Annotated in this window: 14 protein-coding genes; 11 read left to right on the top strand and 3 right to left on the bottom strand. The window is 68.5% G+C overall.

The genetic code is table 11. The annotated features are described in order from the left end of the window. Positions 1-53: 53 nt before the first annotated feature. A complete protein-coding gene (locus V9K99_RS04455) occupies positions 54-3692 on the top strand; it encodes a S8 family serine peptidase (protein WP_337000839.1) in 3639 nt (1212 codons plus the stop codon). 69 nt (positions 3693-3761) lie between these two features. Here V9K99_RS04455 and V9K99_RS04450 read toward each other — a convergent pair whose 3' ends face one another. Beyond that, positions 3762-4739, bottom strand: coding sequence for a helix-turn-helix domain-containing protein (locus V9K99_RS04450; protein WP_337000841.1), 978 nt, complete (start codon positions 4737-4739; stop codon positions 3762-3764). Positions 4740-4930: 191 nt separating this feature from the next. Here V9K99_RS04450 and V9K99_RS04445 point away from each other — a divergent pair, with 191 nt between their 5' ends. The 5 genes from V9K99_RS04445 to V9K99_RS04425 all read left to right on the top strand — a co-directional run bounded on the left by V9K99_RS04445 (position 4931) and on the right by V9K99_RS04425 (position 9272). Further along, a complete protein-coding gene (locus V9K99_RS04445; protein WP_337000843.1) occupies positions 4931-5098 on the top strand; it encodes a hypothetical protein in 168 nt (55 codons plus the stop codon). A 34-nt stretch (positions 5099-5132) separates the two neighbouring features. Then, complete coding sequence (locus tag V9K99_RS04440) at positions 5133-5756, top strand: helix-turn-helix transcriptional regulator (protein WP_337000845.1); 624 nt, start codon at positions 5133-5135, stop codon at positions 5754-5756. After that, positions 5740-6870, top strand: coding sequence for a pyridoxal phosphate-dependent aminotransferase (locus tag V9K99_RS04435; RefSeq protein ID WP_337000847.1), 1131 nt, complete (start codon positions 5740-5742; stop codon positions 6868-6870). The genes V9K99_RS04440 and V9K99_RS04435 overlap by 17 nt, the downstream gene beginning before the upstream one ends. Then, the gene (locus V9K99_RS04430; protein ID WP_337000849.1) at positions 6867-7769 is read left to right on the top strand and encodes an ornithine cyclodeaminase family protein; all 903 of its coding nucleotides are present in this window, start codon (positions 6867-6869) and stop codon (positions 7767-7769) included. Before V9K99_RS04435 ends, V9K99_RS04430 begins: the two co-directional genes overlap by 4 nt. Positions 7770-8147: 378 nt before the next feature. Continuing rightward, the gene (locus tag V9K99_RS04425) at positions 8148-9272 is read left to right on the top strand and encodes an endonuclease (protein WP_337000851.1); all 1125 of its coding nucleotides are present in this window, start codon (positions 8148-8150) and stop codon (positions 9270-9272) included. Between the two features lie 6 nt (positions 9273-9278). On the opposite strand, the gene V9K99_RS04420 is transcribed toward V9K99_RS04425, so the two are convergent. Next, the gene (locus tag V9K99_RS04420) at positions 9279-11864 is read right to left on the bottom strand and encodes an ATP-binding protein (RefSeq protein WP_337000853.1); all 2586 of its coding nucleotides are present in this window, start codon (positions 11862-11864) and stop codon (positions 9279-9281) included. A 184-nt stretch (positions 11865-12048) separates the two neighbouring features. Here V9K99_RS04420 and V9K99_RS04415 point away from each other — a divergent pair, with 184 nt between their 5' ends. From V9K99_RS04415 to V9K99_RS04405, 3 genes are all read left to right on the top strand, one after another. After that, entirely contained in the window at positions 12049-13104 is a 1056-nt protein-coding gene (locus V9K99_RS04415) for a hypothetical protein (protein ID WP_337000855.1), read from the top strand. A gap of 105 nt (positions 13105-13209) precedes the next feature. Further along, positions 13210-14037 (top strand): siderophore-interacting protein, encoded by an 828-nt coding sequence (locus V9K99_RS04410; protein ID WP_337000857.1) that lies wholly within the window; start codon positions 13210-13212, stop codon positions 14035-14037. 118 nt (positions 14038-14155) lie between these two features. Further along, a complete protein-coding gene (locus V9K99_RS04405; protein ID WP_337000859.1) occupies positions 14156-14773 on the top strand; it encodes a class I SAM-dependent methyltransferase in 618 nt (205 codons plus the stop codon). Here the strand turns inward: V9K99_RS04405 and V9K99_RS04400 are convergent. Then, positions 14748-15479, bottom strand: a complete 732-nt coding sequence (locus tag V9K99_RS04400) for a hypothetical protein (protein WP_337000861.1) — start codon at positions 15477-15479, stop codon at positions 14748-14750. The two genes, V9K99_RS04405 and V9K99_RS04400, sit on opposite strands and share 26 nt — an antisense overlap. A gap of 126 nt (positions 15480-15605) precedes the next feature. Between V9K99_RS04400 and V9K99_RS04395 the strand changes: the two genes are divergently transcribed. Together V9K99_RS04395 and V9K99_RS04390 are read left to right on the top strand one after the other, a co-directional pair. Beyond that, positions 15606-16496 (top strand): aminoglycoside phosphotransferase family protein, encoded by an 891-nt coding sequence (locus tag V9K99_RS04395; protein WP_337000863.1) that lies wholly within the window; start codon positions 15606-15608, stop codon positions 16494-16496. Between the two features lie 12 nt (positions 16497-16508). Continuing rightward, complete coding sequence (locus V9K99_RS04390; RefSeq protein ID WP_337000865.1) at positions 16509-16967, top strand: group II truncated hemoglobin; 459 nt, start codon at positions 16509-16511, stop codon at positions 16965-16967. Positions 16968-16981: the final 14 nt, after the last annotated feature.

The following is a 16981-nucleotide window of genomic DNA, read 5'->3' as shown; positions in this document are numbered from 1 at the left end:
AGACTCGGTCGGAAGCAGAGGTGCGCCTGCCCCCAGCCTCTCGAAGGAGAACTATGTCCCCCCACCGGATCACCGCCGCCACCCTCGCGGCGTTGCTGACCCTCGGCGCGGTCACGGCGACCCCGGCCGCCGCCGCGCCGCCCCCGACACCCGCCGGGAACGCCGGCGTCACGAGCGCCTCGGTCACCCTGATCACCGGCGACGTCGTCGAGGTCACCGACGCCGGCGCCGGCAAGAAGGCTGCCGTCGTCCGCCCGGCCGCCGGACGCGAGCGGGTCAGCTTCCACACCATCGAGGTCGACGGCGGACTCCGGGTCCTGCCGAGCGACGCCGTACCGTTCCTCTCCACCGGCGTCCTGGACGCCGACCTGTTCGACGTCGAGGAGCTCATCGCCGACGGGTACGGCGACTCCGCCGCGCGGCAGCTCCCGCTGATCGTCAAGTACGCGCCGGGTCTGCGCAGTTCGCAGGAATTGGCCGGTACGACGACCACGCGCGAGCTGAGCTCGATCGGCGGCAAGGCCGTGGACGCGGCCAAGGACCAGCTGCCCGAGCTGTGGAAGTCGATGACCGCCACTCGGGCTCTGAGCGGTGGGATCAGCAAGATCTGGCTCGACGGCAAGGTGCGCGCGGTGCTGGACAAGAGCGTCCCGCAGATCGGTGCACCGGCCGCGTGGCAGGCCGGCTACGAGGGCTCCGGCGTACAGGTCGCCGTACTGGACACCGGTGTGGACGCCCAGCACCCGGACCTCGTGGGCAAGGTCAAGGAGGCCCAGGACTTCTCCGGCAGCGCGACCGGGCCGGCGGACCACTTCGGTCACGGTACGCACGTGGCCGCGACGATCGCGGGCACCGGAGCGGGCGCGGGCGGGACCAGGAAGGGCGTCGCGCCGAAGGCCGAGCTGCTTGTCGGCAAGGTGCTCGCCGACGACGGGTGGGGCTACGACTCCTGGATCATCGCCGGGATGGAGTGGGCCGCGGCCGAGGGTGCTGACGTGGTCAACATGAGCCTCGGCGGCGAGGCGACCGACGGCACCGACCCACTCAGCCAGGCCGTCAACGACATCACCGCGCAGACCGGCACGCTGTTCGTGGTCTCGGCCGGCAACGAGGGCCGGGACGAATCCGTCGGTACGCCGGGCGCCGCGGCGTCGGCGTTGACCGTCGCAGCCGTGGACCGGACCGACGGGCTCGCCGACTTCTCCAGCCGCGGACCGCGACTCGGCGACGCCGGCCTCAAGCCGGAGATCTCGGCGCCCGGCGTCGACATCATCGCCGCGCGCGCAGCCGGCACGACGATGGGCGCGCCTGTGGACAACCTCTACACGGCAGCCTCGGGTACGTCGATGGCCGCGCCGCACGTGGCCGGAGCGGCAGCCCTGCTCGCGCAGCAGCACCCGGACTGGAAGGCCGACCAGTTGAAGAACGCACTGGTCAGCACGGCGAAGACCCAGCCGAACCAGTCCGTCTACGCTCAGGGCGCAGGTCGCGTCGACCTGACCCGGGCGATCTCGCAGAAGGTCTTCGCGACCGGTGTCGCGGACTTCGGACTGCAGACCACGACGGACGCGAGCACCCGGACCATCACCTACCGGAACCTGGGCGCCACCCCGATCACGCTCAGCCTGTCTGTTGCCGTGAACAACCTCGACGCCGGCAAGCCGGAGACCGACGCCTTCGCTCTGCCCGCCAGTGTCACGGTCCCGGCCAACGGCAGCATCGACGTACCGGTGAACCTGGCCGCGGCCAAGCTCGACCGCGGTCTGCACAGCGGCTGGATCGTTGCCGCCGGCACCGACGGTGTCGTCACCCACACCGCGGTCGGCGCGCTCCGGCAAGGCCCGAAGCACAAGATCACGCTCCGCGGCGTCGGCCTGGACGGGCAGCCGACCGCGGTTCCGGTCGTCTCCCTGTTCGGCGACAACTCGCGCTCGGACACGATCGCCTGGATCCCGGACGGCGACACGTTCACCGCCGAGGTCGAGGAGGGCACCTACCTGCTGCACTCGCTGGTCGAGAACAGCAACCCGCAGGACGAGCAGGTCAGCCTGTTCACCGACCCGAACATCGTCGTCACCAAGGACACCGAGGTCGTCATCGACGCCCGCAAGGCGGCTCCGATCACGATCGAGACGCCCAAGCCGTCCGAGCAGCAGGCGATCCTGAGTTACTACGTGCACCGGGTGTACGGAAACGGCCGGTCCATCAGCCACGGCGTGATGCACTTCAGCACGGTCAAGCAGGTCAACGTGACGCCGACGAAGCCGGTGCAGGACGGCTCGTTCGAGTTCTCGTCCCGCTGGCAACTGGTCGCGCCGATGGTCCAGGCCACGGTCCAGGGTGTCACCGGGCCGATCGACATCAACCTGCTGCACCAGTCGCCGTCGTACGACGGTAAGAAGCGGTTCCCGCTCGTGTACGCCGACTCCTCGCTGAAGGGCGTGAAGGGTGCGCTCGCCGTACTCGACTCGAGTGAGGACGGTTGGGGGAACGGCAGCGAGCAGGACCAGATCGCCGCAGCCGCCCAAGCGGGTGCCGCGGCCGTGATCCTGGTCCGGCCCGCGGACTGGTCGGCGTGGACGGTCTGGCGCCCGACCGGCGACCGGGAGCCGATCCCGGCGATGGTCACCACGGCTGCTGACGGCCGCAAGCTGATCGACCGCGCTCGTCAGGGTGGCGCCACCATCGACCTGACGCTGACCACGTCGAGCCCGTACCTGTACGACGTCCAGCAGGTCTCGACCGGGTACATCCCGACGAAGATCAACTACAAGGTGACGTCGGCGAACAGTGCCCGGATCAACACCCATTACGCCGACAACGGTGGCTTCAATTGGGCCAAGGAGCAGCGGTTCGGGTGGCGGCCGTGGCAGGAGTACTCCTGGAACGACTCGCAGCGGTTCGTGGAGACGCCGAAGGTGCGCGAGGAGTGGGTGACCTCGGGTGACTCGCTCTGGCAGCACCGGGTGCACCACCTCTACACCTGGGACACCATGATGCCGCTCAGCGGCGGCATGACCTCGGTGCCGAGCAGTTACAAGAGCGGTCCGTCGTCGGAGACCTGGTTCGGTCCGGTGGTACGTCCGGCGGCCGCACCGGGTGTGGTGTCGACCCGCACCGGCGACCGGTTGTCGCTGCGGATCCCGTCGTTCGTGGACGCGGCCGGGCACTACACGGTCGGTGAGACCACGTCGTCCTCGGCAGTGCTGTCGCGGAACGGTGTGGTCGTGGCCGAGCTGCCGGATGCGTGGGAGGACGTGATCACGTCGAGCGAGGACGCGTCGTACAAGCTGGACCTCTCGACCGAGCGGATCGACTCTGAGGGCGAGTGGAACTGGGGTACGCGGACGCAGACCTCGTGGGAGTTCCGGTCGAAGAAGACGCCGACGGACAAGGCGACTCCGCTGTCGCTGCTGCAGGTCGGCTACACGGTCCCGACCGACCTCACCGGTCGTGTCGCGGCCCGCACTCACGTGGTCGGCTTCACCGCGGCTCGGGCGACCACACTGCAGGCCTGGGCGTCGTACGACGAGGGCAAGAGCTGGAAGAAGCTCGTCGTAGTCGGCGCCCTCGGCCACTACCTGGCTGTGGTCCCGTCCGCGCACGACACTGTCTCACTGAAGGTCCGCGCCGCTGACGCCACCGGTGCCGCGGTCACCCAGACCGTGATCCGTGCGTACGGCGTGAGGTAGCACCCACCTCTCGTTGCGTCCGAAGATCCGAGGGCTATAGCCCACATTTCTTCGGACGCAACGGGGTGGTCAGATCCAGTTGCGGCGGGCTGCTTGGAAGGCGAGGCCGGTGCGGGTGTCGACGCCGGCCAGGGCCATCATCCGGTCGAGTCGGCGCTGGACGGTACGGCGGCTGATGCCCAGCTGGGAAGCGATCGACTTGTCGGGTACGCCGGCCACCAGCAGGGACAAGAGGAAGCGCTCGGAGTCGTCGAGACCCTCGCTGACCTCGGTGTTGTCCGAATGGAGCCTCACCGGGGTCGCCTGCTCCCAGTGACTTTCGAAAAGGGCCAACAGCGCGTCCAGCAACTGACCGCGGCCGATCACCGCGGCGGTCGGCTCTCCGATGCCCAGCTCGTCATCGCGAACCAGTGGGCAGACCGCGGTCGCCCTGTCCACGATCGCCAACCGGACTGGCAGAGTCGGGAGGGAGCGGGCCTCCTCACCCCAGCTGACTCCCTCAGCGATCGTGTCGAGCTCGCCTGGTGTCTCCAGCAGGGCCCGCTCGTAGATCGCGCGATACCGGACGCCTCGACTGAGAGCGCCGTACTCCTCGGTGTTCTCGGCACCCTGCATCGCCAGTGGGTTCGCTCGGCAGAACCAGAGGATCTCCTCGCGGGCCGACTCCTGCAGATCACGCAAGCGCTCGCGAAGCGCCTTGGCCCCGACGATCACCTCGACCAGGTGGTGGGCGTCCCGACGGCTCGCACTGGCGCGGAACTCCTCGCTCAACGCCGCCACGGTCTTGCGGGCCGCCTCCAACGACTCCTGCCGGCGGAGCAGCGTCGTACCGAGTGCCACGTCCGGTGGGAGCGCACGGAACACCGGACCGTCGGCGTTGTGGACCGCGACCAAGCCCTTCGCCTGCAGCCGCTGCAGCACCTCGTCAGCCTCGTGCTGCGGTAACTCGGCCACCTCAGCGAGCTCCGACGGCCGGGCAGCGGACAGCCCGACCAGCAACCTGTACGCCTGCTCCTCGCGTGCATCAAGCAACGAGCCGTCGTGCATCTGGCTCCCCTCCCATGCTCGGTGCTCCACCTAATCAGGCATTCCAACGCTGTAGCGAGCAGATTAGCCCTGGCCGTTCGATGCCACGGCACACCAGTGTCATCACGTCGCCAGTGAGAGAGCGTCACTTCCGGTCAGAAGTTCGCGGAACTCGCCGCCGCCGAGCCAACCGCCCATGAAAGAGAACCGTAATGAGTCTGACCGACTACGCCGGCATCGCCGGCCTGATCGCCGCGGCCCTGCTCGCCCTCTGGATGCTCCGAGCCGCCCGAACCCAACCCCCCACCCCCCGCCACCGCGGCACCCCCACCCTCCGCCTCCCCAAACCCACCCACCCCGAACGCGCCACTCGCCGGTAGACAAACTGTCCATTGTGGACTTACTGTCCACGGTATGACGCCTGAGCAGTTGGGGCCGGTTGGGGATGCGCTGGCGCGGTTGTTGTCGCCGCATGCGGAGGTTGTTCTGCATGATCCGGTGGCTGATCAGGTCGTCGCGATCTGGAATCCGCTGTCGGGGCGCGAGCCTGGTGAGCCCTCGTTGCTCGGGGAGTTGGACGAGTTGTCCGCGACCGGGACGGATGTGTACGGGCCGTACCCGAAGGTGTTGCCGGACGGGCGGCGGCTGTCCAGCGTGAGTGCCGTGATCCGGGACGACGACGGCAAACCGGCGTACGTGTTCTGCGTGAACGTGGACCGGACTGCCTTCGAGGAGGCGAGTCGGCTGCTGGCCGCGTTCGCCGCGCCGCAGGCCGGGCAGCCGCGGGTGCTGTTCGAGCACGACTGGTTCGAGACGCTCAACGAGATCGTCGCCGAGTACGTCCGGGAGCGCGGGCTGACGGTCGAGCGATTGAGCAAGGACGATCGAGTGGAGTTGCTCGGTCGCCTGGATGCGGCGGGCGTGCTGAGCCAGCGGCGGTCCGTGCCGGCGGTCGCGCGGGCACTGCGGATGTCCCGGTCCGCGCTCTATCAGCATCTCGGTCAAGCCCGAAAGGAGTCGCATGCCGACCCTGCCTGACTTCCGGTTGGAGACGTACTTCGCGAAGTGGGAGTTCAGCGCCCGCTACCACCTGACCGCGTCGGATGCGCAGACCCATGGCTTGAGTGAGTTGCTCGCGCTGGCGGACGACGACGGCCGGGAGCGTTGGGAGTCGCTGGCACTCGGCTACACGGAGACCCGTGGACTGCCGGCGTTGCGGGAGGAGATCGCGGCGACGTACACCAATGCCTCCGCGGACGACGTGCTGTGCTTCGCCGGTGCCGAAGAGGCGATCTACCTCGCCATGCGGGCACTTCTCGAGCCCACCGACCATCTCGTCGTACTGACTCCGAACTACCAAGCCGCAGAGACCGTCCCGCTGGCTGTATGCGAGGTGGCCGGGGTCGCGTTGCGGGCCGAGGACAACTGGGCCCTCGACGTCGACGCGGTGGAACGGGCACTGAGGCCGAACACGCGGATGGTGTCCGTCAACTTCCCCAACAACCCGACCGGCGCGCTGCCCGCCGAGGATGACTGGCTCCGGTTGGTCCGGCTGTGCGACGAGCGCGGGATCACCCTCTTCAGCGACGAGGTGTACCGCGGCCTCGAGCTCACTCGTGATCCGTTGCCACAAGCAACAGACCTCTCCGGTACGGCGCTGTCCCTCAACGTGATGTCGAAGGCGTACGGCCTGCCCGGACTGCGGATCGGCTGGATCACCTGCCGGGATCGCAACGTCCTCGACAGGCTCGAACGCGCCAAGCACTACACGACCATCTGCAACTCCGCACCGAGCGAAGTGCTGGCACTGATCGCCCTGCGCGCCCGGGATCACCTGCTCGACCGGAACCGCAGGATCGTCGCCGAGAACCTGCCGGTCTTCACCGACTTCTTCGCGCGCTATCCGGAGCTGTTCGAGTTCACACCGCCCGACGGAGGCTGTGTCTGCTTCCCGCGCTACCTCGGCGCCGACGGGGTCGAGACCATGTGCAGCGAGCTTGTCGAAGAGGCCGGCGTACTCCTGCTGCCGTCGAGCATCTACAGCTCCGCCCTGACCGAGACCCCCACCGACCGCTTCCGCGTCGGCCTCGGCCGCCGCAACCCGTCGGAGGCCCTGGCCGCGTGGTCCGACTGGCTCGAGAAGCGCCGGTGAACCTGCCAGTCATCGGGCTAGCGGAGATCAGCCGGGTCGCCACGCCCGAGCTCGTCTTCGCCGCGGTCCGCGAGGCGCTGATCGCCCATGCCGAGGGTCGTACGTCGGTCCCGGCGCCGATGGTGCTCGACTTCCCGGCCCACTCCGGCGACTGCCATGTGAAGGCCGGGTACGTCGAGGGATCGCCGTACTTCGTGGTGAAGATCGCCAGCACGTTCGCGTCGGTGAACAACGGACTGATGCTCGTCGTCGACGCGACCAACGGAACACCGGCCGCAGTGCTCGCCGACGAAGGCAAACTGACAGCCTGGCGTACGGCGGCCGCCGGAGCGCTGATCACCGACGCGATGACCCCGGCCGACGTGGACGAGGTCGCCGTACTCGGGACTGGTGAGCAGGCCCTGATGCAGGTGCAGTGGCTGCAGCACTTGCGACCGCTACGCCGGGTGAAGGTATGGGGCCGCCGGCCGGAGGCTGTGGCCAAGCTCTGTGCGGCGTATGGCCTGGATGCGCGGCCCGATGGACTGGACGGTGCGGCTTGTGTGATCGCGACGACCGCTGCCCGCTCGGCGTTGCCCGCCGAGGCATTCCGGTCCGCCGTCCACATCACCGGGATCGGGACCGACATGCCGGGCAAGGGTGAGCTGCCGGTCGAGGTGTTCGCGGATGCCGTGATCGCGACCGACGACCACGAGCAGTGCCTCGACCACGGCGACTTCGGCAACGCCGTCCGGGCCGGTGTAGTGGCCGCTGACGTCGACCGTGCGGTGGGCGCCGTACTGCGGGACGGGGTGGATCGCGTACGGCGCTCGGTCGCCGATCTGACCGGGATCGGGGCGGCCGACGCGGCGGTGGCGGCCGCCGTACTGGCGCTCGCGGCGGGTGCTGTCAAGGGGTGACCGCTGCTTGTTCAGTGACCCGTCAGTAGTGTGAGACGGCAGCTCTGATCTGTGGACAACGCGTGCCGGACTGAGTACGGTCCGTTAACGGCGTCCGCACCACGCCACCCTTTCGGAGGGATGATCCCTCCCCTTTGTCGGTGAGGTGCTGCCCGCCAGTAGCGCCTCACTGGTGGATGGGCAGAGCAGCCCGCGGCAGCTCGTCGCGGCCTGATGGGGGCCCATACACCTAGGTGGGGCGGCGAGCGTCACTCACACGCTCCCCGCCCCACCGACTCAATCTTCACCCGCCGTTTCCGGTCCGGATGTTCGGCGGCCGGTTCCCGTGGGCAGACTGACTCGCGACGCTGTGGTTCCCAACCGCCCCTGGGAGATGCCGTGCTCCGTTCCCGTGCTCTACGCCCGGCCGTGATCGTCACCGTCGTCCTCGCCCTGCTCGGCTTCGGCATCACGCCGTCGTCGGCCGCCACCCCGATCTCGGTGAGTACGGCGATCGGCCGGCAGGACGGCTCGACCGCGACGGTCGAGGGTTATGTCGTCGGCCAGCCGACCGCCACCAGCACCGTTGTCCGGAGCAACTTCCCGAACGACTACGCGCTCGCGCTGGCGGACTCGGCGTCGCAGACGAGTACGTCGGCGATGCTGTACGTCCAGATCACGTCGGCGTTCAGGTCGTCGTACGGGCTGCAGAGCAACCCGGGGCTGCTCGGCCAGAAGATCACCGTGACCGGCAAGCTGAGCGCGTACTTCTCGCACGCCGGGTTGACGAGCACGACGGCGTTCAGCGGCGGTGGTTCGTCGGACCCGGGGCCGGATCCGGGTGACTACTACGCCGGCGCCGAGGGCAAGACGGGCGCGGCCCTGAAGTCGGCGCTGCACACGATCATCTCGAACCAGACCAAGCTCAGCTACGACCAGGTCTGGAACGCGCTCAAGGACACCGACCAGGATCCGGCGAACAGCAGCAACGTCATCCTGCTCTACTCCGGCCGGTCCCAGAGCAAGACCACCAACGGCGGCGACCCGAACGACTGGAACCGCGAGCACGTCTGGGCCAAGTCCCACGGCGACTTCGGTACGGCGACCGGCCCGGGCACCGACATCCACCACCTCCGCCCGGAGGACGTCTCGGTGAACGCGGCCCGTGGCAACCTCGACTTCGACAACGGCGGTTCAGCCGTCTCCGAGTGCTCCGGCTGCACTGCGGACTCCGACTCCTTCGCTCCGCGTGCCGCGGTCCGTGGTGACGTCGCCCGGATGATCTTCTACATGGCGGTCCGCTACGAAGGCGACGACGGTTTCGCCAACCTCGAGCTCAACAACTCGGTCGGCAACGGCACCGCGCCGTACATGGGCAAACTCGCCGTCCTCAAGGCCTGGGCCGCCGCAGATCCGCCGGACGCCTTCGAGAAGCGCCGCAACGAGGTCATCTACGCGACCTACCAGCACAACCGGAACCCGTTCATCGACCACCCTGAATGGATCAGCTCCATCTGGCCGTGACCCGGGCTAGCTCTTGACGTGGAACGTCATGCCTTTGTACTCGCGGGTCGTGGTGGGCCGAGTGGGTTCGGTCGCGGCGGATTGGGTGAGTGCCTGGGTGGGGGCGGTCGGTAGCGCTACGCCGAGGTGAGCGACGGACTGGCCGAGCCGGGTCTGCACCCATTCGTGCATACCCGGATCGGCGACCGTGACCCGGTCCCCGTTCTCCCGGAGCATGCCGCGGGCCACCAGGATCTGCCGGGCCCGATCCATTTCCTGCCATCGCCCCGGTGCCGCTGCCTGCGTCTCAGCGCGCATCGTCAAACCCTGCGGACCGCGCGTGCCGACTCTGGCGAACAGGTCCTTCTCCGCGGCGGAGCAGTTGTTCCACTGGGCCTGATACAGCGGCCTGGACTGATCGTTCAGCTGAGCGGTCGCTACCTTGGCAACGTCAGTGGTGATGCCGCCCGGTCCGGCCAGCCGGACCGCGGTCTCGGCCAGGTCGCGCATCCGGCTCGGACTGCCGTTCGCGGATCTCACCAGGTTGTCGACGGCCTCCGGTTGGCAGGCGATGCCGGACGCGCGGAGCGGTTCGGTGAGCGTCGGACGGAGTTCGTCGTCGGTCATCGGGCGGACCTCGCGGATGTCGAACCGGTCCACGACGGTGGTCTCGGCCCCGGACCGGCCGCCGGATGCGTCCAGCAGGCGGGTGGTGGTCATCGGTCCGCCGGCTCCGACCAGGAACACCGGCAGGCGCTTCTGCTGGACGTGTTTGGCCAGTGCGGTCAGCGCGGCCAGGTCACGGTCGGACGCGACGTCGAGGTTGTCGACCATCAGCACGATCGGCTTGCCCTGCTTCAGCGCGACCGTGCCGAGGTGATCGGCGAGCTCGTTCAGGTTCTTTCCGACGTTGTCCTTGGGTGCCTCGTCCCACTGGCGCTTGGCCACGAACTGGAAGGGTTGGACACCCAGCCGGATCTCGAAGCCGTCCTGCGCGTTGCGGGTGCGTTCGACCACTTGCCCGAGCTTCCGCTTCAGCTGGGCCGCGGCGATTCGGCCGTGCCGCTTGCGGTACTTGCTCATGTCCGCGGTGGCCGCGCGGACGAACCTGTTCTCCAGCGGCTCGCTCGGTGAGGCATTGATCCGCAGCGCCGTCCAGCCGTAGCGATCGGCCAGCGCCTGGGTGTTGTCCAGTTCCCGGCTCGTGCCCGAGCCGGGCTGACCGGTGAACAGCACCGCATGGCCTTCCGGCGGCCGCTGGTCGAGCGAGACTTGCCGTCCGAACTGGTCCGTGCGCAGCACTCGGTACGCCGGGTCTCGCGGCGTACCGAAGACCGACAGCTCACTGCTCTGCTGTCCGACCAACTGGGGCCCGGTCGGCCGCACGAGTTCCGGCGCGGCTTCGGCGACTCCGGTGGCGCGTCCGATGCGCCGGCGGACCCAGTCCTGGAATCCGGGGTTGGCGACCACGACGCGTTGACCGTCGTCCCGGAGCAGGCCTCTGGCCACCAACTCCTGGCGAGCGTTGTCGACCCCGACCCAATGCTCGGGACCGGCGGTCCGGGTCTCGGCCGGCATCGACAGTCCGCGCGACCCTTGGGCGGCAGCCTTGTCCAGGAGATCCCGGGCCTCGTCGGAGCACTTGTTCCACTGGGCTTGGTACAGCACCGCGGACCGCCGGTCGACGTGGGCCGCCGCGGCCTCGCCGATGCCGGTGGTGATCGGGCCGCCGGATTGCCGGGCCAGCAGGACCGCGGTGTCGGCCAGGTCCCGGAGCCGGCTCGGGTTGCCGTTGGCCGATCGGACCAGGCCGTCGGCGGCCTCCGGCTGGTAGGCGATGCCGGCCCGGCGGAACCGTTCGCTGAGTGCCGGGCGAAGCTCGTCGTCAGTCAGGAAGCCGACTTCGCGGATGTCGAAGCGGTTGACCTCGGTGGTCGGGAGGTGCGACCTGCCACCGGATGCGGCCATCAGCCGGGCCGTCGCCTGCTCGCCGCCGGCGCCGACCAGGTAGACGTCGCGGCCTTGCTTCTCGAGGTGCGCGGACAATTCGGTCAGCGCCCAGAGGTCGCGATCGCTGGCGACGTCGATGTTGTCGACCATCAGCAGGACCCGTCCGCCCTTGCGGGCGGCGATGTCGCCGAGGTGGTCGGCGAGTTCGTTCAGGGTGGCGCCGAGGTTGTCCTGGGGAGTCGCGTCCCACTGACGCTTCACGATGAACTGCACCGGTGCGACGCCGTACCGGAGCTCCGCGCCGTGGGTCACGTTGCGGATGTTGTTCGTGAGCTTGCGCAGCGTCTTGTTGAGTTTGCGGACGGGGCCGCGGCCGTGCCGCTTGCGGAGTGTGCCGAGATCCGCGTTCAGCGCCCGGACGAACCTGTACTCGAGCGGTTCGCCTTCCGAGGCGTCGAGCCGGACGCCGATCCAGCCCGGTTGTTTCGCCAGCTCCTGCGCTCGGTCCAGTTCCAGGCTCTTGCCGAGGCCGGGCGGACCGGTGAACAGCACCGACCTGGTCCGCTCCGGGAGCCGGTACTCCAGCGAGATCGGCCGGCCGAGCCGGTCCGTGCGCGTGATGGTGTGCGCCGGGTCCCTCGGTGTCCCCAAGACCTGGCTCATGGCTCCAGGGTGCGGAGCGCACCGGTCCCGGACACAGTCTGTAAATGACCGGGTGGTTAACAGTGCCCTCCCGATGGTTGAACCACCGGCTGATCGGGCGAACCGGTCTATCGTCGGCGCCCGATCGCGCAGTGATCGGCCAAGGTGCTTGGATCCGTACTAGACCGCTGTCACGCTTCCTGTCATGCGAATCAGACGAGTGATGGCGGCGCTACTCACAGCGCCACTGGTGGGGCTGTTGCTTGGCGGAGCGCCGACCGCGCACGCGGCACCGGACCCGAACCTGACGATTACCGACGTCGACCTGGACAAGACCGCGGTCGCGGTCTCCGGGCTGAACACCGTGCCGATCAAGGCGACGGTCAAGGGCGGCTACGACTCGACCGAGCCCGGTGACGAGAACCTGGTGCTGAATGTGATCCTCGAGCGCACGGGCGGGACCGGGCCGCTCAAGGCAATCTTCTCGACCGACCTGAAGCGCGTTTCGGGCACCCTGCAGAACGGTGTCTGGTCCGGGACGCTGAATGCGACCTCGACCGCGAACGGCACCTTCAAGGTGACCGGGGTGGCGACCGGCCCCTACGGTGCACCCGTCGGCGGTACGCCGTTCGACGCCACGCCGTACGCCGGTCCCTCCCTCGCCGTCACCGGGACCCACCTGCCGAAGGTGACCGCGTCGGTGTCGCCGAAGGTGGTTCCGTTCGGCTCGCCGTACTCGATCAAGTGGGCGATCACCGACACCGCGACCGGTAAGCCGTACAGCTCGCGGATCAAGGCGCTGCTCGGCGTCGACGTCCCCTGCGCTGAGGGCGGCGGTCAGTGGGTCCTGACCGACACAAACGGCACCGTGACCAAGTCGTACAAGGCGGCGGACGCAGACTTCCTCAACTGCCTGCGCTTGCCGGGAGCGCCGTACGACATCGGTGGGCAGTGGTTGTTCGTGGCCCGGCCGGGCATCGTGTCGGCGGCGCCGTCGAAGGCCAGTGCGCCGGTGGGCACGATCGTCCCGGTCAACGGTTCGGTCGCGGGTGCGCCGTACCGGTGCAAGGTCTCGCTCCAGCGTCTGTACGGCGCCAGTCAGTGGCGCGAGGTCACCTGGGGATTCACCCGGCAGAGCGGGCGGTTCACCGTCAACGCCCAGCCGGCCTACAAGGGCTTGATCCCGTACCGGGTCTACTTCCCGACCTGCAACCGGTTCCAGGCGGGCGTCAGCAAGGTGTTCTATATCCGCGGTCTCTGAGACATCACTGGGGCGGCCTGGGACAGGTGAGCTAGCCTGAGTTAGGTAGACCTAACCTGCAGGCCTGTCCGGGCCGCCCGATGTACTCGAGAGGACCGTGGTCCCGTGGCCAGCCCCGCACCCCGCCGTAACCGCGTCTGCAAGCGCGCGGTCGTTCGTCGTACCGAGCGGATCACCCCGCACATGATCCGGGTCGTGTTCGGCTCCGACGACTTCGTGGACAACGGCACCACCGACCACTACGTGAAGCTGCTGTTCGGCAAGCCCGGTGTCGAGTACCCGGAGCCGCTGGACATGGGCGCGATCCGGGAGACGTACCCGTCCGAGCAGTGGCCGACGATGCGGACCTACACGGTGCGGAGCTGGGACGAGGACAGCCGCGAGCTGACCATCGACTTCGTCTACCACGGCGACGAGGGCGTGGCCGGGCCGTGGGCCGCGGCAGCGCAGCCGGGTGACGTGCTCTGGTTCAACGGGCCGGGTGGTGCGTACGCGCCGGACGAGGCGGCCGACTGGCATCTGCTGGTGGGCGACGAGAGTGCGCTGCCGGCCATCAGCGCCGCGGTCGAGCAGTTGCCGCCGGGCTCACGGGCGACCGTGCTGGTCGAGGTGGAGGACGAGACCGAGGAGCAGAAGTTCGGCGGCTCGGGCGACCTCGACGTCACCTGGTTCCACCGCGCGGTCAGCGCCGGCGGACGCGGCGACGCGCTGGTCGAGGCGGTCGAGGCGCTCGAGTTCCCGGCCGGTGACGTCCAGGCCTTCGTCCACGGCGAGGCTGGTTTCGTGTTCCGCATCCGCAAGAACCTGTTCCAGGACCGCGGCCTGTCCCGCGACCGGGTCTCCCTGTCCGGCTACTGGCGCCTCGGCAAGAACGAGGACGGCTGGCAGGCCGAGAAGGCCGAGACCGCAGCCAAGGAACGCGCAGCCTCCTGAGGTACCGCCATCGTCCTGACAGATCTCGTCAAACCGGATGATCACGACGGGCGTCGTACGGGCCATGGACAACGACCCTGCATCATTCGATCGCTTTGCTGCCGACTACGACCGCTTCGTGAGTTTGCAACCTGGGCAGAACGTGGAGTGGGTACTTGGGCTGGGACTGCGGGGTGAGCGTGCGCTCGATGCGGGTTGTGGGTCGGGGCATGCGGCCGAGCGGCTGGCCGACCGGTTCGAGCAGGTGGTCGGGGTGGATCTGAGTGAGCCGATGATCTCGATTGCCCGGCGGACGCGTTCGCGACCGAACCTCGAGTACCGGGTGGCCGATGTGTTCACGCTGACCGACGGTGGGTTCGACCTGGTGTACAGCCACACGATGATGCACCACCTGCCGGACTACCGGGCCGGGCTCGAGCATCTGAAGTCGTTGGTGCGGCCGGGTGGGACGGTCGCGGTGGTGGACAACGTGTGCGATCGCTACCCGACCCCGCCGCGGGCTCTCTATCTCGTCGGTGCGTGGCTCGGCTTTCCGCGGCACGTGTCCCAGCTCGGGTTGCGGGATGCATGGTTCGAGTTCCGGTTCTGGCACAGCAAGCCGTGGCTGGACCATCTGGCGAGTGATCGGTATCTGTCCCGCGCGCAGTTCCGGGAGTTGTACGACGACGTGTTCCAGGGCGCGCAGTACACGGACCTCGGGTTCGCGTTGGCTATGCGGTGGACCTGCGGCGATTGAGCATCTCGATCAGGGTCGTCGCCTGATTGGTGGGGAGGACCCAGTCGTCGCCCGATGCCTGGACGATCACGGCCGGGCCTTCGGTCACCACCGGCGGGTGCGGGATCGCGATCGGGAACTTGAGCCGCTCGACGCCACTGAGCGCGACCTCGAAGACGCCGGTGACATCGCTCAACGGGTACGTCTTGGCCAGATCATCCGTCGACTGTGAGCGCAGTACCGGCCGGCTCTGGATCGTGACGCTGTCCGCGCCGAGCAAGACCGCCGTCAACTGGAGTCCGCGCAGCCGGAAGATCAGCTCGTACGGCGTATCCGCGAGCTCCGGTACGACGGGCACCAGCAACACGCGATCGGCGTACCGAGCCAACGACGCACCGGCCACGATCCCCACCAGCAGCCCGGGCAACGCCAGGAGCGCAGGCCACCAAACGCCCACCGCCAACGGGTACAGCGTCACGAACAACCCGGTGACAGCACCGAACAGCGCACCGATCCCCGCCCACCATCGCGGCTGGTACCGATGCCGCCGTCGCAGAATCCAGCCGAACACCAGCATCCCGATCGGCACCACACACACCAGCCACAGCGCCGGGGACCCGGCCGTACTGATCCACGCAACGACCACCAGCAGCAGGAGCGGGATCCCCAGATAGATGCCCGCCACAACCCGCTGCACTCGCCGATGCCTGCTCTCTATATCGCTCACGCCTCCACCTCGCTGGCGCTCGCCTCCGGCGTGAGCGATAACGCTGCTGTGCCGTTTGTTCGCTCGCTACGCTCTCTCACGAAGAAAACCCAAGCACATCCGCGCCGAACCACCTACTGTGCCGGGGTGATCGAGATTCCCGCGAAGCTGCTGAAGAACCACGGCGAGAAGTCGGCCGAGTGGTTGGCCGGCCTGCCCGGAGCCGCGGCGGAGTACATCGATCGGTGGGAGCTGACCGTCACCGGCGAGCCTCTGAACGGCGAGGCCTCCCTGATCCTGCCGGTGGTCCGGCGGGACGGCACCGAAGCGATGCTCAAGCTCCAGCCGGCGAACGACGAAAGCGAGAGCGAGGCGCTCGCGCTGCGGACCTGGAACCATGACGATGTCGTCGAGGTGCTCGAGGACGACCCGGCGACCTCGACGATTCTGCTCGAACGGCTCCAGCCGCGGACCCTTGATGACCTGCCCGACCACGTCGAGGCGACCCGGATCCTGGCCGAGATCCTCACCCGCCTGATCGCCGTACCGGCGCCGCCCGGGATCCGTCGGCTGAAGGACATCGCCGAAAAGATGGTCGGCGATGCGCCGATGCTGATCCCGCTGCTGAGCGACCCGGCGGAACGCCGGCTGGTACGGCGCTTTGTCGCGCAGTTGGAGGAAGTGTTGCCGGAGCCCGGCGACCGGTTGCTGCACTGGGACCTGCACTACTACAACGTGATGGCCGGGCAACGGCAGCCGTGGTTGGTGATCGACCCGAAGCCGCTGGCCGGCGACCCGGGCTTCGAGCTGATGCCGGCGTTGTGGAACCGCTGGGACGAGCTGGTCGCGACCGGCGATCTGACCGGCGCGATCCGGGCCCGGTTCGATCTGATGCTCGACATCACCGGGATCGACCGCGACCGCGCACTCGGCTGGACGGCGGGCCGCATCCTGCAGAACGTGCTCTGGGACGCCGAGGACGGCGAGACCGCGATCGAGCCCGTCCTGGTGTCCGTGGCCGATGCCCTGCTCGTGTGATTACATGATTACGTGACAACTCCGACGCTGTACGAGTGGGCCGGCGGGCATGAGGCGCTGCTGCGCCTGACCGAGGTGTTCTACGACAAGGTGCTCGCGGATCCGCTGCTCGCACCGGTGTTCGCGCACATGAGTGACAAGCATCGCGAGCACGTGGCGATCTGGCTCGGCGAGGTCTTCCGCGGCCACAGTCGCTACACCGACGAACTCGGCGGCTACCCCGCGATGCTCAAGCATCACCTGAACCTCGGCCTGACCGAAGAGCAGCGATCCCGTTGGGCCGCACTGATCGCGGCGAGTGCGGATCCGGCCGGCCTGCCGGACGACCCGGAGTTCCGGTCGGCCTTCGTCGCGTACGTCGAGTGGGGTACGCGGATCGCCCTCGCCAACTCGCAGCCCGGCGCCACGCCTCCGCCGAAGGCGCCGGTTCCGCACTGGGGTTGGGGCGAGGCACCGCCGTACCAGCCCTAGACACCGACTGGTTG

Origin of the sequence: Kribbella sp. CCNWLW201, assembly GCF_037203805.1 — a bacterium.
Taxonomy (GTDB): Bacteria; Actinomycetota; Actinomycetes; order Propionibacteriales; family Kribbellaceae; genus Kribbella.
The sequence above is the reverse complement of the archived record's forward strand: the minus strand, read 5'-3'. Positions and strand labels throughout refer to the sequence as shown.